20 protein-coding genes and 1 pseudogene are annotated in these 23,262 nt (G+C 49.1%); 10 read left to right on the top strand and 11 right to left on the bottom strand.

Annotation, left to right across the window (positions count from 1 at the left end; genetic code table 11):
• The first annotated feature begins 58 nt into the window (after window positions 1-58).
• Together ACLR2L_RS07155 and ACLR2L_RS07150 are read left to right on the top strand one after the other, a co-directional pair.
• A complete protein-coding gene (locus ACLR2L_RS07155) occupies window positions 59-967 on the top strand; it encodes an ExeA family protein (RefSeq protein ID WP_413366893.1) in 909 nt (302 codons plus the stop codon).
• On the top strand, window positions 964-1,998 hold the full coding sequence (locus ACLR2L_RS07150) for a general secretion pathway protein GspB (protein WP_413366892.1): 1,035 nt from the start codon (window positions 964-966) through the stop codon (window positions 1,996-1,998). The genes ACLR2L_RS07155 and ACLR2L_RS07150 overlap by 4 nt, the downstream gene beginning before the upstream one ends.
• A 43-nt stretch (window positions 1,999-2,041) precedes the next feature.
• Here the strand turns inward: ACLR2L_RS07150 and ACLR2L_RS07145 are convergent, their stop codons facing one another.
• From ACLR2L_RS07145 to mutS, 9 genes are all read right to left on the bottom strand, one after another.
• Window positions 2,042-3,262 (bottom strand): HD-GYP domain-containing protein, encoded by a 1,221-nt coding sequence (locus tag ACLR2L_RS07145; protein ID WP_413366890.1) that lies wholly within the window; start codon window positions 3,260-3,262, stop codon window positions 2,042-2,044.
• 162 nt (window positions 3,263-3,424) lie between these two features.
• Window positions 3,425-4,036 carry a 3-isopropylmalate dehydratase small subunit gene (leuD, locus tag ACLR2L_RS07140; protein ID WP_413366888.1) on the bottom strand — a complete coding sequence of 204 codons (612 nt, stop codon included), beginning with the start codon at window positions 4,034-4,036 and terminating at the stop codon, window positions 3,425-3,427.
• 3 nt (window positions 4,037-4,039) lie between these two features.
• Complete coding sequence (leuC, locus tag ACLR2L_RS07135) at window positions 4,040-5,440, bottom strand: 3-isopropylmalate dehydratase large subunit (RefSeq protein ID WP_413366886.1); 1,401 nt, start codon at window positions 5,438-5,440, stop codon at window positions 4,040-4,042.
• 14 nt (window positions 5,441-5,454) lie between these two features.
• Window positions 5,455-6,546, bottom strand: coding sequence for a 3-isopropylmalate dehydrogenase (gene leuB, locus ACLR2L_RS07130; RefSeq protein ID WP_413366884.1), 1,092 nt, complete (start codon window positions 6,544-6,546; stop codon window positions 5,455-5,457).
• Complete coding sequence (gene leuA, locus ACLR2L_RS07125) at window positions 6,547-8,106, bottom strand: 2-isopropylmalate synthase (RefSeq protein ID WP_140959869.1); 1,560 nt, start codon at window positions 8,104-8,106, stop codon at window positions 6,547-6,549.
• A 650-nt stretch (window positions 8,107-8,756) separates the two neighbouring features.
• Window positions 8,757-9,446, bottom strand: coding sequence for a hypothetical protein (locus ACLR2L_RS07120; protein ID WP_413366881.1), 690 nt, complete (start codon window positions 9,444-9,446; stop codon window positions 8,757-8,759).
• A gap of 60 nt (window positions 9,447-9,506) precedes the next feature.
• Complete coding sequence (gene eno / locus ACLR2L_RS07115; protein ID WP_140959865.1) at window positions 9,507-10,799, bottom strand: phosphopyruvate hydratase; 1,293 nt, start codon at window positions 10,797-10,799, stop codon at window positions 9,507-9,509.
• A gap of 58 nt (window positions 10,800-10,857) precedes the next feature.
• On the bottom strand, window positions 10,858-12,489 hold the full coding sequence (locus ACLR2L_RS07110; RefSeq protein WP_140959863.1) for a CTP synthase: 1,632 nt from the start codon (window positions 12,487-12,489) through the stop codon (window positions 10,858-10,860).
• A gap of 229 nt (window positions 12,490-12,718) precedes the next feature.
• Window positions 12,719-15,268, bottom strand: a complete 2,550-nt coding sequence (mutS, locus tag ACLR2L_RS07105; RefSeq protein WP_413366917.1) for a DNA mismatch repair protein MutS — start codon at window positions 15,266-15,268, stop codon at window positions 12,719-12,721.
• A gap of 90 nt (window positions 15,269-15,358) precedes the next feature.
• Here mutS and ACLR2L_RS07100 point away from each other — a divergent pair, with 90 nt between their 5' ends.
• Together ACLR2L_RS07100 and recA are read left to right on the top strand one after the other, a co-directional pair.
• Window positions 15,359-15,892 carry a CinA family protein gene (locus tag ACLR2L_RS07100; RefSeq protein ID WP_413366878.1) on the top strand — a complete coding sequence of 178 codons (534 nt, stop codon included), beginning with the start codon at window positions 15,359-15,361 and terminating at the stop codon, window positions 15,890-15,892.
• Window positions 15,893-16,030: 138 nt separating this feature from the next.
• Entirely contained in the window at window positions 16,031-17,062 is a 1,032-nt protein-coding gene (gene recA / locus ACLR2L_RS07095; protein WP_140959859.1) for a recombinase RecA, read from the top strand.
• Window positions 17,063-17,227: 165 nt separating this feature from the next.
• On the opposite strand, the gene ACLR2L_RS07090 is transcribed toward recA, so the two are convergent.
• Window positions 17,228-17,539 (bottom strand): EscU/YscU/HrcU family type III secretion system export apparatus switch protein, encoded by a 312-nt coding sequence (locus ACLR2L_RS07090; RefSeq protein ID WP_140959857.1) that lies wholly within the window; start codon window positions 17,537-17,539, stop codon window positions 17,228-17,230.
• Window positions 17,536-19,809 (bottom strand): flagellar hook-length control protein FliK, encoded by a 2,274-nt coding sequence (locus tag ACLR2L_RS07085; RefSeq protein ID WP_413366875.1) that lies wholly within the window; start codon window positions 19,807-19,809, stop codon window positions 17,536-17,538. Before ACLR2L_RS07085 ends, ACLR2L_RS07090 begins: the two co-directional genes overlap by 4 nt.
• A gap of 226 nt (window positions 19,810-20,035) precedes the next feature.
• Between ACLR2L_RS07085 and ccmA the strand changes: the two genes are divergently transcribed.
• The 6 genes and pseudogenes from ccmA to ACLR2L_RS07055 form a co-directional block, all read left to right on the top strand.
• Window positions 20,036-20,665, top strand: a complete 630-nt coding sequence (gene ccmA, locus ACLR2L_RS07080; protein WP_140959853.1) for a cytochrome c biogenesis heme-transporting ATPase CcmA — start codon at window positions 20,036-20,038, stop codon at window positions 20,663-20,665.
• Window positions 20,662-21,342 carry a heme exporter protein CcmB gene (gene ccmB, locus ACLR2L_RS07075; RefSeq protein WP_140959851.1) on the top strand — a complete coding sequence of 227 codons (681 nt, stop codon included), beginning with the start codon at window positions 20,662-20,664 and terminating at the stop codon, window positions 21,340-21,342. Before ccmA ends, ccmB begins: the two co-directional genes overlap by 4 nt.
• Complete coding sequence (locus tag ACLR2L_RS07070; RefSeq protein ID WP_140959849.1) at window positions 21,342-22,100, top strand: heme ABC transporter permease; 759 nt, start codon at window positions 21,342-21,344, stop codon at window positions 22,098-22,100. The genes ccmB and ACLR2L_RS07070 overlap by 1 nt, the downstream gene beginning before the upstream one ends.
• On the top strand, window positions 22,090-22,326 hold the full coding sequence (ccmD, locus tag ACLR2L_RS07065; RefSeq protein ID WP_413366872.1) for a heme exporter protein CcmD: 237 nt from the start codon (window positions 22,090-22,092) through the stop codon (window positions 22,324-22,326). The genes ACLR2L_RS07070 and ccmD overlap by 11 nt, the downstream gene beginning before the upstream one ends.
• Window positions 22,323-22,790 (top strand): cytochrome c maturation protein CcmE, encoded by a 468-nt coding sequence (gene ccmE / locus ACLR2L_RS07060; protein ID WP_140959845.1) that lies wholly within the window; start codon window positions 22,323-22,325, stop codon window positions 22,788-22,790. Before ccmD ends, ccmE begins: the two co-directional genes overlap by 4 nt.
• Window positions 22,790-23,262, top strand: a pseudogene (locus tag ACLR2L_RS07055) (heme lyase NrfEFG subunit NrfE); the annotation flags it as partial. The gene ccmE and the pseudogene ACLR2L_RS07055, both read left to right, overlap by 1 nt.

Genomic DNA, 23,262 nt, shown 5'->3' with positions numbered 1-23,262 from the left:
GACTTAGCCCCCGAGTCTGATAGTTTACCGGCAACAGGGAACTTCCGATCGGCCAGACATGTTTTTACATTATTTCGGGTTAACCGATAACCCGTTTTCCATTGCCCCCAATCCAGACTATCTCTATATGAGTCCACGTCACAAAGAGGCGCTAGCTCATCTGACCTTTGGTTTAAGAGAAAGCGGCGGGTTTGTCATGCTGACTGGTGAGGTGGGAACGGGTAAAACAACGGTCTCCCGTAAACTGCTACAACAATTGCCCGACTCCACCCAAGTCGCAATGATCCTCAATCCCACGCTGTCAGCCATTGAGCTGCTGGCAACGGTGTGTGATGAGTTGGGCATTGAATACGACTTACAGCACGCCAGTTTGAAGTACTTTACCGATAAACTACTCAACAAATTAGCGGCTAATCACGCGGCTGGCAAAAACACAGTACTGATGATCGATGAAGCACAGCACCTGTTACCGGAAGTACTGGAACAGTTGCGCTTACTGACGAATCTGGAAACCAATCGCGAGAAACTGCTTAAAGTAGTGTTGATTGGGCAGCCGGAATTACAGCAGCTTCTTAAACGCAATGAGTTGCGTCAGTTGGCCCAACGTATCACCGCGCGCTATCACTTATTGCCGCTCAATGGTGATGAGGTGAAGGCCTACATTGGACACCGCTTGAGTGTGGCGGGGGGCGATATCAGTATTTTTAGCTCTGCTACCTTGCGTGCAATGTACAGAGTAACTGCGGGTATACCCAGGGTAATTAATTTGTTGTGCGACCGGGCAATGACACTGGCATTTACCCAACAGCAGGCGGTCGTGAAAAAGCATTTATTAATGGCGGCCGCCAGTCAGATCCTGGGGGATGATGTAGTCGAGCAGCGTTTGAAAGGGCAAAAGACCCTGACAATGGCCGCCGTGTTCTGCATTATGCTGGTGATAGGCTACGGGTGGGGTAGTGTGGTATGAAAATTTTAGCCATTCAGGACACCACGCCAGGTATGATGATAGTGCGGATCACGCAACAAAATGGTCCGGTAAAAATTCGTAAATCCGGATTGATAACCAGTGCATCCATGATCCAGGGCCTGATTGAAATGGGGGTTCAGGAAGTAGAAATCGACCCTGAACAAACAGTAGAAATTTGTGCTGATGATGCACAGCAAAGTGTAAGTACACCCACACAAGCGCTGTTGCGCGGGCAATTTGATACGCAGGCCAGAAAGACGGATGCGGCCATTAACGAGCAGTTTAACCGCAGTCTGTTTTTGCCTACCGTTAATGCGTTGCCAAACTGGTGGCAGCGCGCTGTCCGGCCCGCAGCTTTATATGTATTAATTGGGGTTGGCGGGCTGGCGAGCGGCTATGTACTGGCAAAGTTGCCGGGTTGGTATTCTCAAATTACTGCTCCTGTGCCAGTGGTTCGGCATCCTGTTTCAGTGCCCCCGCAGCAGGCAGCAGAGAGCTTACAGGCCAGTTTAAATAGTAATCCTGTTGCTCAGGACAAGCATGTACCTGCTGATATTTCTGGTTCAACGGAGCAAATTGAACCGCTTGCGAATAGTGCTGCTGTGTCAAATGCCGATGTGGTTCAACCCGCAGTTGAAAGCAACGAAAACATAATCAATGCTGAGCCGGATGATAACGTATCTGTGTCGCCGGAACTAATGGCAAGATTTAATAAGGTGTTGTCGGATTTAGAAAAAGAAGACAGCGGTGAGGAACCGGTACCCTCGGCGCCGAAGGTAACTGTGCACGATGACATCAAAAGAATCGACCAATTACCAGCGCGCTTATTGACGCGCTTACCTGCGATGGATTTCAGTGCCCACATGTATGCAACTATCCCACGAGATCGCTGGGTGAGAGTGAATGGTCAGGATAAAACGGAAGGCGATTGGATTGACGACAGGGTGCAAATCGTCAACATTGAGGCACAGCGTGTGATATTGCGCTTTGAAGGTGAGTTATTTGCGATGACAGCGCTCACCGATTGGTGAGCGTGCGTTGAGCCTGAGTTGATCCTAACAACAATAGAATTCGTCAGGCAGGCATTTGGTGAATAAATACCTCTGAGAAGAATTTGGGTAGGTTAATCGCAAATTCCTCAGGGCCAATACTGGCAACAATTTCGTCAGTGGTTTTCGCCAGATCCAAGCGTTTGATTTCGGAATAATGACCGGTATTTATGCTGTAAAACGTCATCACAACCGGTGTGAGTAGATTCGATGGGTTTTTCTGGCTCACGATACCCAGTTTGCCGCTACTCAATCGAACGAGCGAGCCAACCGGGTAAATACCCAATACTCCAATTAACCGGTTGACCAGTGATTGGTCTAATCCTTGGTTCTGCGACAGTGCCTTTAACACCTTGTTATTCGGCAATGATCGTCCAAACGGACCAGGCATTCCCAAGCGAGAAAACTCGTCGATAACAGCGGCTGCTTTGGCCAACGGAAGAATATCCGCCTCATGTAACTGATTGGGATAGCCAGAACCATCCACTCGTTCATGGTGCTGACTGATAATGTCAATTACAGTGTCAGTGATGCCTTCTGACTGCGATAGTAACGCCAGGGATTCCGCGACATGCTGTTGATATTGTTTGCGTTGTGCGTCATTCAGGTGCTTGTCGTGGACACACAATTCATCGGGCAGAGTGACCAGACCGGTATCCATTAGCAGGCCGGCCAGACTGGCTTGCTCGACTTCCTTTTGCGAGTAGCCCAGTTCATTTGTGAGAATGGCCAGGTAAATACTGCAGTTTATTGAATGTTCAAGCAGGAAGTCCTTACCACGCTGAATCATGCTCAGGCACATCAGCGCATCTTTATTTTCCAGTACACTCTCAAGGATATTTTGTGTGAGGGCTGTCAGCTTTGATACATCAGCGCCTTTGCCCATTTTGATTTGTTCAAGAAAGCGCTGCTGGATGGTAACGGCTTTTTGATACAACACTTCTGCATCTTGCAGGCTTTCAGAGGTAATGCCTTGTTGCTGAGGCGGAAGGAGGGCTTTATCGGTGATGTTATCATCTGGCGAATCAATGGCAGATGGCTGTAATGCCTGCATTTCTTCTGCCGGCGCCAGTCCTTTTGAGCAATCAATCTCTACTCGTTCAACCCCTTTAGAACGCAATACAGCAATCACGTCCTCTGAGCGTACCACGCCCTTTGAGCGAACTTTGACCTTACCCGTATCATCGAGTACCTGATTGACATACATTCCAGGTAATAACTCATCGATGGTGATACACCGAAGCATGCGCACTCCCAATGACATAGGCAATAAATCGTTCAATAAAAGCAATTATAGTGCAGTTTAGCAATAAGTAATTAAACTTTTGTTTAATATGGGATTAACTGAATATATTTTATGGAGAACAGCGAGTTAGCCGCCTTTGACAGCGGCTAACTGAACCGGTTTTTACAGCCAGGCAGGTTGTTTGGCTTCAAACGTTTCAATGGTTTCAGCCAGCTCCAGTGTCTGACCAATCGCATCTAATCCTTTCACCAGAATGTTTTTGTGATGGGCGGCAATCTCGAAAGACCAGCTTTGACCTGCCACCGCAACGGTTTGTGACGGTAAGTCGATACTGATTTCAGCCGACGCATCGCTGGCCACCGCTGCAAAAATGCTATCCATTTGTGCACTGTTGAGTGCAATTGGCAGCAATTGGTTGTTCATGCAGTTACCGTAAAAAATATCGGCAAAGCTGGTGGCGATCACGGCTTTAAATCCGAAATCAGTGAGTGCCCAAGGCGCGTGTTCACGGCTGGAGCCGCAACCAAAGTTTTCGCGTGACAACAAAATCGTTGCACCAGCATGCTCTGGTTTGTTTAACACAAATTCAGGATTCGGTACTTTTTCTTCCAGATCCAGATAACGCCAGTCGTGGAACAGGTGCTTACCAAATCCGGCGCGACTTACGCTGGTCAGAAATTGCTTGGGAATAATTTGGTCGGTATCAACGTTGGCCTGATCCAATGGGCAGGCTGTGCCGGTTAATACACTAATTCCGGTAGTCGGTTCGCTCATGGTTTACTCCTGAAAATCTCTGACGTCGGCGAACTTACCGCGCAATGCTGCAGCGGCGGCCATAGCCGGGCTCACCAGGTGAGTGCGTGCACCGCGGCCCTGACGGCCTTCAAAATTACGGTTGCTGGTAGACGCACAACGGTCACCGGCTTGCAGCAGGTCATCGTTCATACCCAGACACATCGAACAGCCGGGTAAACGCCATTCAAAACCCGCATCAGTAAATATTTTATCCAGACCTTCTTCTTCGGCCTGACGTTTTACGGCGCCTGAGCCGGGTACGATGATAGCCGTTACGTTGCTGGCAACTTTGCCTTGTTTAGCAATCGACGCTACGGCACGTAAATCTTCAATTCGGCCATTAGTACAAGAGCCAATGAACACATGTGAAACCGGAATGTCAGCTAACTTATCACCGGCTTTAATTCCCATGTAGGCCAATGCTTTGCGGGCTGACTCTTTTTCTACCGGATCGCTGAAATCGTCCGGACCAGGGACAGGCGTTGTGACACCGATAACCTGACCAGGGTTAGTTCCCCAGGTTACCTGAGGAGCAATATCAGCTGCCTGAAGTTCAACCACGGTATCGAACGTTGCCCCTTCATCGGTAAACAGGGTTTTCCAGTATGCCACTGCTGCATCCCAATTGGCTCCTGTTGGCGCGAACTCGCGCCCTTGCAGGTAATCGAAGGTCGTTTGGTCAGGCGCAATCATGCCAGCCTTCGCACCCGCTTCGATACTCATGTTACAAATGGTCATGCGCTCTTCCATCGATAAGGCTTCGATGGCTTCGCCACAATATTCAATAACGTGGGCAGTCGCACCGGCGTGACCAATCTTACCAATAATGGCCAGAATGATGTCTTTGGCGGTTATACCGGTTGCCAGCTTACCATTGACCTTGATTTGCATGGTTTTTGCGCGGCTTTGCTTCAGTGTTTGGGTAGCCAGTACGTGCTCTACCTGTGAGGTACCAATGCCAAACGCCAGTGCGCCGAACGCACCGTGTGTGGCCGTATGAGAATCACCACACACCACGGTCATGCCAGGTAAAATCAAACCCAGCTCAGGGCCCATGACATGCACAATCCCTTGCTTTTGATGGCCCACAGGGAATAGCTGTACATTGTGTTCTTCACAGTTTTTTGCCAGTGTTTGCAACTGAAGCTGATTTTGTGGACCACACGCATCCAATGCCAGGCTGCGCGTAGATATACTGTGATCCATCGTGGCGAACGTGCGATCCGGACGACGTACCTTGCGACCTTTCTCGTTCAACCCGGCAAACGCCTGGGGTGAGGTGACTTCGTGGATCAGATGACGGTCGATATAAATTAAGCTGTCATCGCCAATCTGGTCAATCACATGCGCTTGCCAGACTTTATCGTATAGGGTTTTAGCCATGAGTGTGGGTACTCCTAAGCCAGAATGTGTTTAACAATGGCGTCACCCACCTGTACGGTAGTGGCCGCTTTGTGACGTTGACTTGCTGGCAGCAGTTCGCCGGTAAGTACACCTGCTTCCAGTACGCTCACTACCGCATTGTCGATAGCATCTGCTGCGTCTGTCAGGTTCAGGCTGTAACGCAACATCATGGATGCCGACAGAATCTGTGCGATAGGGTTCGCTATGCCTTTACCAGCAATGTCAGGGGCTGAGCCGCCGGCGGGTTCGTACATACCAAATCCGTCGCCATTCAGGCTGGCTGAAGGTAGCAGACCCATGGAGCCGGTGATCATGGCGCATTCATCAGAAATAATGTCGCCAAATAAATTGGAGCACAGCATCACGTCAAAGTGTGCCGGGTCTTTTATCAACTGCATAGTCGCGTTGTCGATATAAATGTGTTCCAGTTCTACCTCTGGGTAGTCTTTGGCCACTTCCTCGGTTACTTCGCGCCACAAGCGGCTGCACACCAGTACGTTGGCTTTGTCTACAGACGTTACGCGTTTGTTGCGTTTCATTGCTGCTTCGAAAGCACTGATAGCAATGCGGCGAATTTCACGCTTGCTGTAGCGCATGGTATCGAAGGCGTATTCTTCTTCGCCTTCACCTTCGCGACCTTTGGGCTTGCCAAAATAAATGCCACTGGTGAGTTCACGAATGACCAGTACGTCTACACCACTGGAAGCAATGTCTTTGCGCAATGGCGATAAGTCTTCCAGACCCGCGTAAATTTTAGCCGGGCGCAGGTTGCTGAATAGATCAAAGTGACTGCGCAGTGTTAACAGGGCTGCGCGCTCCGGGCGTTGTTCCAGCGGCAGGGTGTCCCACTTGGGACCACCAATAGAGCCGAACAGGATCGCATCGGCCTGTTCACAGCCAAGCAATGTTTTGGCTGGCAGCGCTTCGCCTTCTGTATCAATGGCATAACCACCAACAGGGTATGCAGTACGGTTAAATGAGACAGAAAATTTTTGTTCGATGGCATCCAGTACCTTATTGGCTTCCTGCATGACTTCCGGGCCGATGCCATCTCCGGCAAGTACGGCAATGTTATACTGACTCATTTATACTCCTGCTACGCGGTCTTGTTGATGCTTTTGCTGATCGATCTGATCAGCCAGATACGTGTTGTTCAATACAAATATAAGGGCTTTTACACCGGCTTCTACAATGTCGGTTGCCAGGCCAATGCCGTGAAAACGGCGGCCTTTGTATTCAGTGATCACGCTCACTGAGGCCAGTGCGTCTGCACCTTCGCCTTTTGAATCCAGTTTAAAGTCGACGACTTCCAAATCGTTGTGGCCCAGCATGGCCATAATAGCCTTATAGGACGCGTCGACCGGACCATTCCCTATTTCGCTGCGTGTGACAATGTCACCGCCAATTTTTAACTGCACGGTGGCACTGGGAATAATTTCCTTGCCCGATGTGGCGTGCAGGTAAGTTAACTGATAATGCGCCTGCTCGTGTTTTTGTTGATCGAAGAACAGCAATGCTTCCAGATCGTAGTCGTACACCTGACCTTTTTTGTCGGCCAGCTTCAGGAAGGCATTGTAAATAGCTTCCAAATCGTAATCGGTTTCTTTGTAACCCAATTCGTGTAAACGGTGTTTGATGACATGACGGCCAGAGCGCGACGTCAGGTTCAGGTGATTTTTGTTAATCCCCACACTTTCCGGTGTCATGATTTCATAGGTATTTTGCGCTTTTAAGACACCATCCTGGTGAATACCAGACGAATGGCTGAACGCATTGCTACCCACAATGGCTTTGTTTGACTGCACCGGCATGTTACACAACTGGCTAACCAGTTTAGAGGTACGGCTGATTTCTTTCGAATTGATGTTGGTATTCAGGTTGTACATGGCCTGACGCGTTTGCAGGATCATGGCAATCTCTTCCAGAGAGCAGTTACCCGCCCGCTCGCCAATGCCGTTAATGGTACATTCAACCTGGCGAGCACCGTTTTCTACCGCAGCCAGCGAGTTGGCTACAGCCAATCCCAAATCGTTGTGACAGTGCACAGATATGGTGGCTTTGTCGATATTGGGTACGCGGTTAAACAACTGCTTGATGATCCCACCAAACTCTGTTGGTGTGGTATACCCAACGGTATCGGGAATATTTACCGTGGTGGCTCCCGCGTTGATAACGGCCTCTACCATGCGGCACAGGTAGTCGATATGGGTGCGGCCAGCGTCTTCACAGGAAAACTCAATGTCATTGGTATAGCGGCCAGCATGCTTAACCGCGGCAACTGCCATTTCAACAATGTCTTGCTGAGATTTTTTCAGTTTACTGTTTACATGAATGTCTGACGTAGCAATAAAAGTATGAATGCGGAACTGTTCCGCCACCCGCAATGCTTCACCACAGGCGTCGATATCGCCGGGCAACGCGCGGGACAATCCGGCTACCGTGGCATTCTTTATTTCCCGGGCAATCATTTGCACCGATTTAAAATCACCAGGAGAAGACACCGGGAAACCGGCCTCAATGATATCCACACCAAGACGCTCGAGTGCCAGTGCGATCTGCAGTTTTTCTTTTACACTCAAACTGGCTGGCAAAGCTTGTTCGCCGTCACGCAAGGTCGTATCAAATATTTTTACCTGATTCGTCATGGCTTGGTACTCATGTTGTGAAGTTAAAAAAAAACCCGTGCTTAGCACGGGTTTTTGTGTGTTGTTCGCTCAGTCGCAATCTACCCGTGCAATCTTGCTGCCATAAGGAGTAGAAGAGATAAAATCATCGTTTGCTTAAACATGGTTGTCCTGAAAAGCAGAATGTTTGCGACTGTTTCAATGCGGGTCAATGTACAGGCTGCGGGGGATAAGGTCAACCACTGAATCCAATTTTCACTATAAGTTTTAGTTATAAATTACGGTATTCGGCCATTTTTAGGATAAAAATCATCTTTGGCCGTAAGTAGTGGGCTGTAATTAGGGGCTGTTGTCCTTTGCTGTATCATTTTGGTTCTATATGGAAGCGTTTTATACCAATTCGCATAGAAGGTTGCCCTCTCAGAGTGATCCCTGAGGGCTAGTCGAAAACGACTTAGATCACGACGCGTCCTCTGAGGCATAGTCATTCTATGTCAAAGGCCTGTGACAAAGAGTAAAACCCTTCCATGACGAACCCGAAGGGCAGCAGTTGTTAGTCATTTATGCCGCGTTATCGACCGCTTATAAAAAATAACTACACTATGTGGATTCTGCCTTGTCTAAATGACTCACAACTCGCTGCCAAAATATACAGTAAGGGCCAACAGCCCCTAGTATTTAGGTGGCAATTTGGCGGCACTAAAATGACGCCAGTCCAGTGTACTGACCAATAGCATTTCGCGAATCGATAAGCGGCGCGGTAGTGTTTTACCTTTGTGGTTCCAGCTATGGCCACAACAGGCCGAAGTGACTATGGCTTTGGTGGGTTTAACCAGGTTGATCTGCCGGGGCGTGAACCGCGCATCTTCCAACGGGTTGCCATAAAAATCGAACCAGCCGAATTTATTGATGTGCAGCGTCTGGTTCTCGGTTTGAACCTTATCTATGGAATCCAGCTCGATGTGCTCGTTATCAAACTCCTGTACGCGCACCGGCACTACCAGCCCTGCTTTTGCGTACTTTGCTAACCAGTGTAAACAGTCGTCGGGTTCTGCCTTTCTGGCTGGACTTTTCCCTGGCTGTTTGGCTTGCCAGCTGGCATTGTGTTGATCCAGTGTAAGTGGCGTAGTGCGACTCACCAAAAAGCGTGCAGTGCGTTTAACATGATGGCTTAAGCCCGCCAGTCTGCGGCGCAAAAGGTTAATTTGCCTGGGGCCGGAGGTTGATAAATTTTGCAATTCCCGCTCATACAGGGCGTTGCACAACTCGGCAAGTTCTCGTTGTGAGGTGTCAGACTCAACCGCCTGGAAGAAGTCTGTTTGTTGTGACGCGAGATCAGCGTGATCAGAAGGCTGCGTCATGAGTAGTCATCGGTACGGCAATAAAAAACGGGGCAGGCTGTTTGGCCTGCCCCATATTTATTACTGGCCTTTGATTTCGCTACGACCGTTGTAAGCCACTTTACCTGCCAGCGCTTCTTCGATACGCAGCAGTTGGTTGTACTTAGCAACACGGTCAGAACGACACAGTGAACCTGTTTTGATTTGGCCCGCTGCAGTACCTACTGCCAGGTCGGCAATAGTGGCATCTTCAGTTTCGCCTGAACGGTGAGAGATAACGGCGGTAAAGCCTGCATCTTTCGCCATTTTAATGGCTTCCAGGGTTTCAGTGAGTGAACCGATCTGGTTGAACTTGATCAGGATCGAGTTACCGATACCGTTTTCGATTCCGCGCTTCAGAATCTTGGTGTTAGTTACGAACAGGTCGTCACCAACCAGTTGCACTTTACTACCAATTTTCTTGGTCAGGCTTGCCCAGCCATCCCAGTCGCTTTCGTCGAGACCGTCTTCAATAGACACGATTGGGTATTTGGCAGCAAGTTCAGCCAGGTAATCACCAAACGCTTCAGAATCAAATGACTTGTCTTCACCCGACAGCACGTATTTACCGTTTTTGTAGAATTCAGACGCTGCACAGTCCAGTGCCAGTGTGATGTCTTCATTCATTTTGTAACCGGCTTTTTCTACTGCTTCAACGATAACAGCCAGGGCTTCAGCATTTGAACTCAGGTTTGGTGCAAAACCACCTTCGTCGCCAACTGCAGTGTTCAGGCCTTTAGCAGACAGTACTTTTTTCAGGTTGTGGAAGATCTCTGCGCCCATGCGTAATGCTTCTTTGAAGCTCTTCGCACCTACTGGCTGTACCATGAATTCCTGAATATCAACGTTGTTGTCTGCGTGCTCACCACCGTTGATGATGTTCATCATAGGTACTGGCATTGAGTACTGACCAGGCGTGCCGTTCAGATCGGCGATGTGCTCATATAGCGCCACGCCTTTTTCGGCTGCGGCTGCTTTCGCTACTGCCAGCGATACTGCCAGGATAGCATTTGCACCCAGCTTTTCTTTGTTTTCGGTACCGTCTAAGGCGATCATGGCTTTGTCGATATCGCTTTGCGCAACCGGGTCCATTCCAAGCAGGGCAGGTGCAATGGCGTCGTTAACCGCAGCCACCGCTTTTGTTACGCCTTTACCCAGGTAGCGGGCTTTGTCGCCATCGCGCAGTTCCAGTGCTTCGCGTGAACCCGTAGATGCGCCTGAAGGTGCACAAGCGCGTCCCATTACGCCTGAATCCAGATATACGTCTGCTTCTACAGTGGGGTTGCCACGGGAGTCCAGAATTTCACGTCCAATGATACGCGAGATCTTCGCCATTTTAATTTCCTCAACAAGTAAAAAGGTACTCCGGGAGAGAGAAGTACCAGGTTTTAAATTAGTGATTTTCTTTTTGGTATTTTTGCGCTGCTGCTACAAACCCGGTAAATAACGGGTGGCCGTCACGCGGAGTGGAAGTAAACTCCGGGTGGAACTGACCTGCAACAAACCACGGATGATCCGGGATTTCGATAACCTCAACAAGGCGTTTGTCAGTGGACAAACCACTTACCTTCATACCGGCCGCTTCAATTTGGTCGCGCAGGTTATTGTTCACTTCGTAGCGATGACGGTGACGCTCATAAATCTCTTCGCTGCCATATGCCTGATGCACTTTGCTGCCTGGGATCAGGTGACATAGCTGACTGCCTAAGCGCATGGTTCCGCCTAAGTCTGAGCTTTCGTCGCGCACTGCTGTGCTACCGTCTGAATCCAGCCATTCAGTAATCAGACCCACTACCGGGTAAGGTGTGGATGAATCAAACTCGGTACTGTTAGCTTTTTCCATGCCTGCAACATTGCGGGCAAACTCAATCAGCGCAACCTGCATACCTAAACAAATACCCAGGTAAGGTACTTTGTTTTCGCGAGCATAACGGGCAGCCGCAATTTTGCCTTCAATACCACGCTCACCAAATCCACCGGGAACCAGGATTGCATCGAGTTTTTCCAGAATTTGCGTGCCTTTTGACTCGACGTCCTGTGAATCGATATAGTGAATGTTCACCGTAAGGCGGTTTTTCAAACCGGCGTGCTTGAGGGCTTCATTAACCGACTTGTAGGCATCGGGCAGTTCTACGTATTTACCTACCATACCAATATTCACCTCACCTACCGGGTTAGACTCGGCGTAAAGTACCTGTTCCCATTCGGTCAGGTCGGCTTCGTTGCACTCCAGACGGAAGCGGTCAACTACCAGTTGATCCAGCCCTTGTGCTTTCAGCGCTGCTGGAATCCGGTAAATGCTGTCGACGTCTTTAAGCGAAATAACTGCTTTTTCTGCAACGTTGGTGAACAGCGCGATTTTAGAACGCTCTGTATTAGGCATAGCGCCAACCGAACGGCACACCAGAATGTCGGGTTGAATACCAATTGAGCGCAGCTCTTTTACGCTGTGCTGGGTGGGCTTGGTTTTCAGTTCGCCGGAGGCAGGCATATATGGTACCAGTGTCAGGTGCATAAACATGGCATGGTCGCGACCGACTTCGGTGCCCAGCTGTCTGATGGCTTCAATAAACGGTTGTGACTCGATGTCACCAACAGTACCGCCCACTTCAACAATGGCTATATCAAATCCTTGCGCGCCATCGATCACGCGGCGCTTAATTTCGTTGGTGATATGTGGGATCACCTGAATGGTGGCGCCCAGATAATCACCGCGGCGCTCGCGGCGTAATACTTCTTCGTAAACCCGTCCGGTGGTGAAGTTGTTCCGTTTTGTCATGCGCGTTCTGATAAAACGCTCATAGTGACCTAAATCCAGGTCGGTTTCGGCACCATCGTCGGTTACAAACACTTCACCGTGTTGTATTGGACTCATAGTACCTGGATCAACGTTTATATACGGATCCAGTTTTAGCATGGTCACCGTGAGACCACGTGCTTCAAGGATGGCGGCAAGTGATGCTGCAGCAATGCCTTTACCAAGCGATGAAACGACACCACCGGTGACGAAAATATAATTAGTCATGCGAAACCTAAGACGTTGGGTTATTTATTGGGTAATGCATTGTCAGGGAAAACAGACCCTTGAAACAGCACTATAGACGGCGCAACAGTATACCCAATAAGCTGGCTGTTCACAATTATAACAAGCAATAAGATACCTGCATGAAGAGGGCAGGGCAATCTGCAATGATGCACAGACACACATTCTGCGAATCTGGCATCATTGCGGAGGTATTAGCGCGCTGGTTTGCTTACAAACTACTGTGTTTTTTCAATTCGTAAATCAGCGCCAGCGCTTGTTTTGGTGTGAGTTCATCCGGGTCGATTTTCGATAGTGCGATTTCAACGGCAGAAGGCTCTGGTTCAACAAACAACGAGGGTTGCGCAATATTCTGGTTATGTTGTTGAGCGCTGTGCACCGATGCACTTTGTCTGCCACTTTGCTCCAGTTGTTTAAGGCGCAGTTTTGCCGCACTGATCACGGCTTTTGGCACGCCAGCTAATTGCGCAACCTGTAAACCATAGCTTTTGCTGGCAGCGCCGCGCTCAACGGTATGCATAAAACGAATGGTGTCATCGTGTTCTATTGCATCCAAATGCAGGTTACATACGCCGTTGAGTTGGTTTGCCAGTTCGGTAAGTTCAAAGTAGTGCGTTGCAAACAGCGTGAAGGCATTCAGTTTGGTGGCGAGGTATTCCGCGCAGGCCCAGGCCAGTGACAGTCCGTCATAGGTGCTGGTACCCCGGCCAATTTCGTCCATCAGAACCAGTGAATAAGGCGTGGCATTGTGCAGGATGTTGGCGGTTTCGGTCATCTCAACCATAAAGGTAGAGCGACCGGATGCCAAATCGTCTGACGCGCCTATGCGGGTAAATATTTTGTCTACCGGCCCGATCTCAGCCTGTTCAGCTGGCACATAACTACCAATATAGGCAAGTAGCACAATCAGCGCTGTTTGGCGCATATAGGTTGATTTACCCCCCATGTTGGGACCGGTAATCACCATAGTACGTTGTTGAGTATTCATGTTTAACGGGTTGGGTATAAACGGCCCGTCCATGACCTCTTCAACCACGGGGTGGCGGCCATGTTGGTAAGTTATGCCCGGCACGTCAGTGAGTGTGGGCGCATGGTACTCAAGGGTTTCTGCCCGTTCAGCGAGGGTGACCAGTACATCGAGTTTGGCCAGCGACTGAGCACTGTCGATAAGTTTATCCAGAAAGGGAGTGATATGGTCGAACAGGGCATCGTACAGTTGCTTTTCCAGCGCCAGGGCGCGACTTTGGCTGGTAAGTACTTTGTCTTCGTGCTCTTTCAGCTCTGGCGTAATGTAGCGCTCGTTGTTCTTCAGCGTTTGGCGACGGATATAATGCGCTGGTACGGCGTTGCTGTTGGCTCGTGATACTTCGATGAAGAATCCATGCACCCTGTTATAGCCTACTTTTAAGGTGGCAATCCCGGTAGCGTCGCGTTCACGCAACTCCAGTTTGTGCAAATAATCAGTTGCGCCCTGCGACAAGTCCCGAAGCTCATCCAGCTCTGCGTTGTATCCTGGTGCGATCACACCGCCGTCTCGGATCACCACCGGCGGATTGTCGATGATGGCGTTGTCCAGTAAATCAGCCAGTTCAGGATAGGTGCTGACTGTGGATGCCAGTGATTGCAGTAGTGACGCCGTGTAAGGGGCTAAATTTTCCTGTAAATCGGGTAATGCGTTCAGCGCTTGCTTCAGTCTGGCAAAGTCACGAGGCCTTGCCGAACGCAACGCCAGACGGGCCATGATACGCTCAATATCGCCAATTTGTTTTAATTGCGAATGTAACTGTGGATAGTCGCCATTGAGTAACGCGCCGATGGCTTGTTGGCGAGCGGTGAGTTCGTTGCGGTCGGTTATAGGGGCATGCAAATAACGTTGCAATAAACGACTGCCCATCGCCGTGGCGGTTTTATCCAGCACGGCAAATAAGGTGTGCTCAACCCCACCAGAGAGATTGCGAGTGAGTTCGAGATTCCGGCGTGTAGCGGCATCAAGTTGTACGCGTGTTGACTGCTGTTCCAGCGTGATGGCGCGGATGTGGGGCAGTGCTGTGCGTTGGGTATCTTTTACGTATTGCAATACGCAGCCTGCGGCACCTAATGCCAGTGTGATATTGCCTACGCCAAAGCCATTGAGGTCTTGTGTGCCAAATTGGGCGTTGAGTTGTTGAGCGGCAGTTTGCTGGTCGAATTCCCATTCTGGGCGACGGCGAATACCTTTTAAATGAGATATCAATTCAAACCAGGCAAAGCCTTCCGGGTACAGGAGTTCCGCCGGGTGCAACCGCTGGAGTTCGGCGCTTAGCTGATCTTCGCCTTGCAATTCGGTAACCAAAAAACGCCCGCTGGTGATATCCAGCCAGGCCAGGCCAAAGTTGTTTTTATGGCCGTACACAGCGGCAAGTACGTTGTCGCGGCGTTCTTCTAACAAGGCTTCGTCGGTTACGGTGCCGGGTGTGACGATTCGCTGAACCTGACGTTCAACGGGGCCTTTACTGGTAGCAGGATCGCCAATCTGCTCACAAATGGCTACTGATTCACCCATTTTTACTAACCGTGCCAGGTAGCTTTCAACGGCATGATAAGGCACACCTGCCATGGGAATTGGCTCGCCTCCGGATTTGCCCCGCGCGGTCAGAGAAATATCAAGCAGTTCAGCGGCGCGCTTGGCATCATCGTAAAACAATTCGTAAAAATCGCCCATTCGGTAAAATAGCAATATGTTTGGATGTTGCGCCTTAATTGCCAGGTACTGGCGCATCATGGGAGTATGTGATTCCAAAAAATCCTCAGCTTGCGATTAGTAATTTGTCCGCGGCATAATAGCGCCATTCTCGATAGTCGTATTATTCCTATGAGCCAACCATTTTCAACTGTTTCCCACAATGAACTGCATTTGGGATTACTTTCTGAACAAATAGTACAAATAGGTGAGCATTTACGAAAACGCAGTTGGACAGTTTCTTGCGCCGAATCCTGTACCGGGGGGGGAATTGCCTACGCACTGACCTCGGTAGCAGGCAGTTCAGATTGGTTTAACCAGAGCTGGGTGACGTACTCCAATAACGCTAAATCGGCGATGATAGGTGTGCAACAAAATACACTATTGACGCACGGTGCAGTATCGGAGCAGGTGGTCATCGAAATGGTGACTGGCACAGCCAGCACCGCGAATTCTGAATGTGCGATTGCGGTAAGTGGCATTGCCGGACCGGGCGGCGGCAGTGCAGACAAGCCAGTAGGCACCGTGTGGTTTGGTTTTCGCTTTGGTGAGCAAACGGTTAGTGTGTGCCAGCGTTTTCGGGGTGACCGGCAGGCAGTGCGCGCCAGTGCAATTGTATTTGCCATTCACAAACTGCACCATTGGCTAGTTGCAAACCCTGTCTAATCTGAAAAAATACAGAAAATCCAAAACACAGTATTGCACTGTATAATCATACAGTATAGTATTGTTCACCATTACAGTTACTAAACATCGCACAAAGTGTGAATCACCCATCAGCGATGATAATAAGAGGGTTTCAACGTGGATGACAATAAATCCAGAGCATTAACGGCAGCATTAGGCCAGATTGAAAAGCAATTCGGTAAAGGCGCAATTATGCGTTTGGGTGACAACCAGGCGATGGACATCGAGGCCATCTCAACGGGTTCACTGAGCATTGATATTGCATTAGGTATAGGGGGTTTGCCATGTGGACGGGTTGTTGAAATTTACGGTCCTGAATCATCGGGTAAAACTACGTTAACCCTTCAGGTTATCGCCGAAGCGCAGAAGAAAGGTAAAACGTGTGCCTTCGTGGATGCCGAACACGCACTGGATCCGATTTATGCTGAAAAATTGGGCGTAAACATTGATGACCTTCTGGTATCACAGCCTGATACTGGCGAACAAGCGCTGGAAATCTGTGACATGCTGGTGCGCTCAGGTGCGGTTGACGTGGTGATTGTTGACTCTGTTGCGGCATTAACACCCAAAGCCGAAATTGAAGGCGACATGGGTGACTCACACGTAGGTTTACAAGCGCGTTTGATGTCTCAGGCGCTGCGTAAACTTACCGGTAACATCAAGCGCTCAAACACATTGTGTATTTTCATTAACCAGATCCGTATGAAAATTGGCGTGATGTTTGGCAACCCGGAAACCACCACAGGTGGTAATGCACTGAAGTTCTATGCGTCAGTTCGTTTGGATATTCGTCGTATCGGTTCTGTAAAAGAAGGCGATGAAGTTGTGGGTAACGAAACCCGGGTGAAAGTCGTTAAAAACAAAGTGGCTCCACCTTTTAAACAGGCAGAATTCCAAATCATGTATGGTGAGGGGATCTGTAAAGAAGCTGAATTAATTGACATTGGTGTGCAGCAGAAATTGGTTGATAAAGCCGGAGCCTGGTACAGCTACAATGGCGATCGCATTGGTCAGGGTAAAGCCAATGTGGTGAAGTACCTCAAAGAACACACTGACATTGCCGCGGATATTGAGAAGAAGATCCGTGCTGAACTGCTGTTAAGCAAAAAAGTTAAGGCCGATGACGTAGAGCCAGAAGGCGCGTTGTAATATCGGATGAAATCATTTCAACCAAGCGTTGGAACCTCCCCCTATAAGCCCATCTTATAGATTTGCCCATCCGTTAGGATGGGCTTTTTTTCTTCAGTGACTAATACCAATGATCTGTTAGCTTTATTGGAACAGGGAACAGGGAACAGGGACATGGATTTCAGGTTATATTTTCTCTTCGATACCAGGCATTGCCTGCTTCCAGCTTTCCGGGATCTTGCCCTGCAATACATAAGAGTAGGCCAGTAATTCGGCAATAACATAATACAAAGACTCGGGGATAGACTGGCCCAAATCCAGAGTGGTTAAGAATTCACTTAAGTAGGGATCTTCATGAATTAAAACACCGTTCTGCTGCGCACTGGCAATGATCGCTTCCGCCAAATCGCCATAGCCTTTCGCGACGATGGTCGGCTTTGTATCACCGTCGGTTTCATTGTATTTAATACCTACCGCACGTTTTGATTTATTGGTCACGCTATCGTCTCCAGAATCTGATACGGTTTGGTTGCCAGGCTTTCGGGGATTTTGCCTAGCTGTGCTTTGTGGTGCCCCACCTCAAGACCTAGCTGTGAGAATCGTTTGAGCAGGAAAGGCAACGTATTGGCAACTTTTTCCAACAGGATTTGGTTAGACGTATAAATATCCAAATCAATGCAGGTATCTACGATTTTGATTTTGGTTAGTAGCTGACCAAGCTCGCCCACATCCAGTTTCATTGTTAGCTGCCATTGCTGCTGTTGCGCGCTATCTCTTTCTTTCGATTTTTGCTCTGGCTCCCTTTTTACCAGTATTTCAGTGTGCTTTTGCTGCTGCTGAAAAGCGGGTAACAGGTAGTAAAAGGTATCCTGACCTTGCAGTGTTTGATCTGTGCCGGACAATTTTGATTGCTGATGGGAAGACAACAGACTCTTTATTTGCTTTAACAGGTTATGCTGGGCATCGGCAGTGGCAACATCGCGAACTAACCGAACCGGTATCCCCTGAAGAGGCGATCCCTGACCACTGCTGGCCTTGGGTTGTTGTTGAAGTAGCCGTTCAAGTTCATCAAGGCTTTTTACCTGCTTACCTAACAGGGCAATTTGAAATAGCTGTACTAATCCACTAAGCATACCCTGACCCGCTGGAGGTGATGTTAACACAGACGTACTTTGCATCCAGGTAGCTGATGAAAACAACTGTCTTAGCAATTGTGGTGACACAAGGGATTCCGTTGCCACCGTTTTTGGCGAAGCGGGTTGCGTGACAGGTTTGTCATTTTCTGGCTTTACGTCAACTGGATTGTGCTCCAGCAATGGATTCATTGTCTGCAACTTTAGCAAAATGTTTGTGAGTACCTGCTTACTCTCTGGTGCACTTTGATTAATGATTGCTTTTAGTGTTTGAGTTAGATCTGCCATGTTGGCAGGCGTAGGTTCAACATTCACTGCGTTGAAACGCTGCAGGGTTTGAATGAGCTGCTGAATGTCTGTTTTGATCCCACTCTGAGCAGGCAATAAACTCACTAACGGCTTATCTGCGGGTATATTTACCGATGTCGGTTTTAGAGAATGTTCTGCCGCACCGGCGGTTAACTGCGGTTGATTTGTAGTTTGGTTAGCTGGGATTGACGTTGCTTTGCCATTGCGTGCCTGAGTACCTTGTTGACTTTCCGCAGGTGTTTGTGGGTTTGTCATTACCTGCAGGGTGGTTTGGGGCAGTTTTAACATCATTGCGGCAGACATCGCCAGTGCCGGAGTCGTTTGTGGCGTTACTTTAGGCAAAGCAGACAGCAAGGCACTGCCAGGCGCTATATCCAGTAACAGCGGTTGCGGTTGCAGTAATCGAGCTGACAGCTGATGTGCCGATGCTTTCAACGTGACTGGCAATGCCTCGCTGGCTGATTGTAGTGCTTCTTTAACAGGCGCAGTTAGTTGAGTTAGCGATTGAGGGAGTAACTCCGAGGCGCGTTCAATACGTAAGCCTTGCTGACGCAATTGCGCTTGGATCAGGCTCTTAACTATCGGGTTTTCTCTGGCAAATACCAGAGATTGGTTTGCCGCTTCAGCTGAATTCGCAGCTTTGCTTACTATGTTATTCACTGGGCTTTCGCTCACCAGCCGTAGCTGAATTTCCCATCTGCCGTGGGTAGGTTTAGCCTCAATTACCACTGATTTTCCGACCAGCTGTTCGGGACTGTCTTTAAGCTCCCTTAGCGAATCTAATAGAACTTTAGGCACCAGTAGATCCCGCGGAGGATTGGCGGGTACTCTTAATTGCACGGTATCAGAGTAAATTGTTGCAATCGTTGCTTTCACCTGAATGGACTGCGTGTTACTGATAGCGATGTCTGCAACAAGCTGTTGAAGCAGTGCCTTGTCCACTGGCTGACTAACCTGTTGAGGTGTAAGCCTAGCCAATAAGGCAATTTCGTTTGGAAGCGACTGGTTAGGCAATATTTGCAACAAAGACTTCGCCTGGCCCTGAACCTGAACGATGGGTAACGCGGTAGATAATCGCATTAATAACAACTGATCAGCAGGCTTAATCGCGAGTCGTTTGGCAAGTTCTATCAACAGGCTTTTATCGCTGTTTTGCAATGTAGTTGGCGCCGAGCGCAACAAGCCTGATTGAACGGGATTAGCAACTTGCATCAATTGAGCAAATCGCGCGACAGCCTCAGGCTTCATGCCTGCTTCAGTTAGCGCAGTTAATAACGCCTGTCTGGATTCGGGCGACAAACTGGGTGTTGATTGTATCGGTTGCATAAAACGTTATCGGCGACATCGGCTGTTTTATGAGTATATCGTTAAGTTAGCAATCCCATTTAAATAAACCAAAAAAAGTGAGGCTAACCCTGAATTTTAGTCTGTCAATCCTGCGGAAGTTTGAATTAGATCAGAAATTCGCTGAACAGTCTTTCAGGTAAGATGCGATTACACCTATTTATGGTAGAATGCTGCGATTTTTTATTGAAGTAAAACAGGAATTACCTTGGCAGGATTAGCTGCACATGCGTTAACTTGTGTAAAACGGGACAGAGTGCTGTTTTCAGACTTGTCGTTCAGGCTGCAAGCTGGCAGCCTGACGTATCTGCGTGGCCCCAATGGTGCAGGTAAAACCAGCCTGCTCCGATTGCTGACCGGACTGTCTTTGCCCGACGAAGGCCATATCACGTTTAACGACGTTCCTATTGCTGAATGTCTGCCACAGTTTCACTCCTCATTGATTTATATCGGGCACAAGCCTGGGCTGAACAGTGCCTTATCCGCTATTGAAAATTTACAATTCTGGTGCGCCCAGCACAGGGTTGAATTCTCGCTTGAACGCGCTTATGACGTATTAACCACGCTTGGACTGGTGGGACTGGAAGATATACCCGTACGCATGCTTTCAGCTGGCCAGCAACGCAGGGCAGCACTTGCGCGCTTATGGCTTAAGTCAGCCTCTATTTGGATCCTCGATGAGCCCTTTACGGCGTTGGATATAAATGGTGTGGCACTTCTGGAATCCTTGATGAAGTCGCATGTGGCAGAAGGGGGGACCGTAATTACTACTTCGCACCAACCTCTGAGCGAGTTAGCCGGGCACATTGCATTGCTGGATTTGGAGTACCAGATATGACGACATTTTCAGCGGCGTTGTGGACTGGTATTTTTAAACGCGATTTGGCGTTAGCATTCAGACAGCGGTCTGAGTTGGCGCAACCTCTGATGTTTTTACTCATGGTAGTGACGCTGTTTCCGCTTGGCGTGGGCCCAGGACCTGCAACTTTGCAGAAAATCGGGCCCGGTGTAATTTGGATTGCCGCTATTTTGTCGTCTTTGCTTGCTATGGATCGTATGTTCCGCGACGACTTTTGGGACGGCTCTATGGAGCAATACCTGCTGAGTGGAGAATCTGTTTGGGCAATCTCAGCGGTGAAGGTGCTGGTACACTGGCTGGTGAGTTTTGTACCCTTATTGATTTTATCGCCATTATTGGCTCTTTTTCTGAATTTAACCGTACAGATGTACGCGGCGTTGATGCTGACATTGTTGTTGGGTACACCGTTACTGTCTTTGATGGGTGCAATTGCCGTAGGACTAACGGTTGGGTTACAGCGCGGTGGGGTGTTACTGGCACTACTGCTCATTCCGGTATTCATCCCGTTACTGATATTTGCTACCTCGGCCGTTGATGCGGCGGCATTGCAATTACCTTATCGGGCGCATCTTGCTATTATTGGCGCCATGCTGCTAGCCGCCATGGCCGCCGCACCTATGGCGATTGCTTATGCTTTAAAAGTGAGTCAAAACTAATGTGGAAGTGGTTACATCCTTACGCAAAGCCTGAACGGGCCTATCAGTTGTGTTCAACGTTACAACCCTGGTTTTTATGGCCGGCACTACTTTGTATTCTGGTGGGTTCGGTGTGGGGGCTCGCCTTTGCGCCGCAAGATTACCAGCAAGGTGATTCGTTCCGAATTATTTATATTCACGTGCCTAGCGCGATTTTGTCAATGAGCACCTATGTTGCAATGGCAGTAGCTGCACTGGTGGGGATAGTTTGGCAGTGGCGAACCGCGTTTATGGCTATGATCGCCATGGCACCGGTTGGTGCGGTAATTACCTTTGTAGCTTTATTTACCGGAGCAGCGTGGGGTAAGCCAATGTGGGGCACCTGGTGGGTGTGGGATGCACGTCTGACTTCAGAACTGATTCTGCTGTTTCTCTACCTTGGGGTAATGGCCCTGTACGGTTCCTTTGAAGACAAACAACAAGCCGGCAAAGCGGCGGGCGTGATGGCCATGGTGGGCGTGGTGAATATCCCCATTATTCATTACTCAGTAGAGTGGTGGAATACCCTGCATCAGGGTGCAACGATCAGTAAGTTCGATAAACCGTCTATTGCACCCGAAATGCTCTGGCCATTGTTAGTGGCATTATTGGGCTTCGCCCTGTTTATTGCAGCAGTGACCGTAATGCGCATGAAAAACGAAATAATCCGTAGAGAATATCACCGCCCTTGGGTAAAAGAGATGGTGCAACAGGCACAGGAGAATAACCATGCAGTTTGATAGCTGGCAGGCCTTCTGGCAGATGGGTGGTTACGCGTTTTACGTATGGACATCATTTGGTGTAACGTTTTTGGCAATGGGCATGATTGTGTATAGCAGTGCCAGCACACATAAAAAACTGTTAAAAGACGTAGCGCAGGAATCTGCTCGTCAACAGCGTATCGCTGCAGCAAAGCAGGCTAATCAGCGAGCCCCAAAACACAATGTGACCGGAGAGGAAGTATGAACCCAAGACGTCAACGCAGACTCGCCGCGGTAGGCGGTGCCGGATTATTAATTGTTGGGGCTGTAGCATTAATGCTGTTTGCATTAACCGACAATATTGACCTGTTTTATACCCCTTCTGAAATTGTGGAAGGTAAAGATGGTGTGAAGCCTTCCGTGGGGCAACGTTTGCGCATTGGGGGCATGGTTGTGCCAGGCAGTGTGTCCAGAGACAGCGAAAGCCTGGAAGTGACGTTTAAACTGGTCGACACCGGCCCACAGGTTACCGTGACCTACGCGGGTATTCTGCCGGATCTGTTCCGCGAAGGACAAGGCATTGTGGCAACAGGGGTACTGTCTGATGCACGGGTTATTCAAGCTGAAGAAGTACTGGCTAAACACGATGAAGAATATATGCCGCCGGAACTGGCTGAACAAATGAAAGGCATTAAGCATGTTAAACCCGCTGAGGGGAGCGACGAATAGTGATACCAGAGATCGGCAATATTTCGTTAGCACTGGCCCTTATCACCTCCATTTTACTGGCCGTTTATCCGCTGTGGGGGGCGCAAAGCGGGCACGTTAGATTAATGGCTACTGCGCGCCCACTGGCCGTGAGTATGTTCGGCTTTACCGCAATCGCATTCGCTTGCTTAACTTATGCGTTTGTCACTGATGACTTCTCGCTGAACTATGTGGCACAACACTCCAATAGTCGCCTGCCGGTGTATTACAAGGTAACGGCAGTGTGGGGGGGGCATGAAGGCTCATTTTTGTTGTGGGTGTTAATGCTGTCGGTGTGGACAGTTGCCGTAGCCGTGTTCAGTTCGGGTATACCGCGTGTCATGGTAGCACGGGTATTGTCGGTACTGGGTATGGTCGCGATTGGTTTTTATTTGTTTATGCTACTCACCAGCAACCCATTCGACAGCATGTTGCCCTTCTTTCCGGTTGATGG

This window comes from Alteromonas sp. AMM-1, from assembly GCF_047290655.1.
GTDB classification, from domain to species: domain Bacteria; phylum Pseudomonadota; class Gammaproteobacteria; order Enterobacterales; family Alteromonadaceae; genus Alteromonas; species Alteromonas mangrovi.
This window is presented reverse-complemented; position numbering and strand designations above follow the sequence as displayed.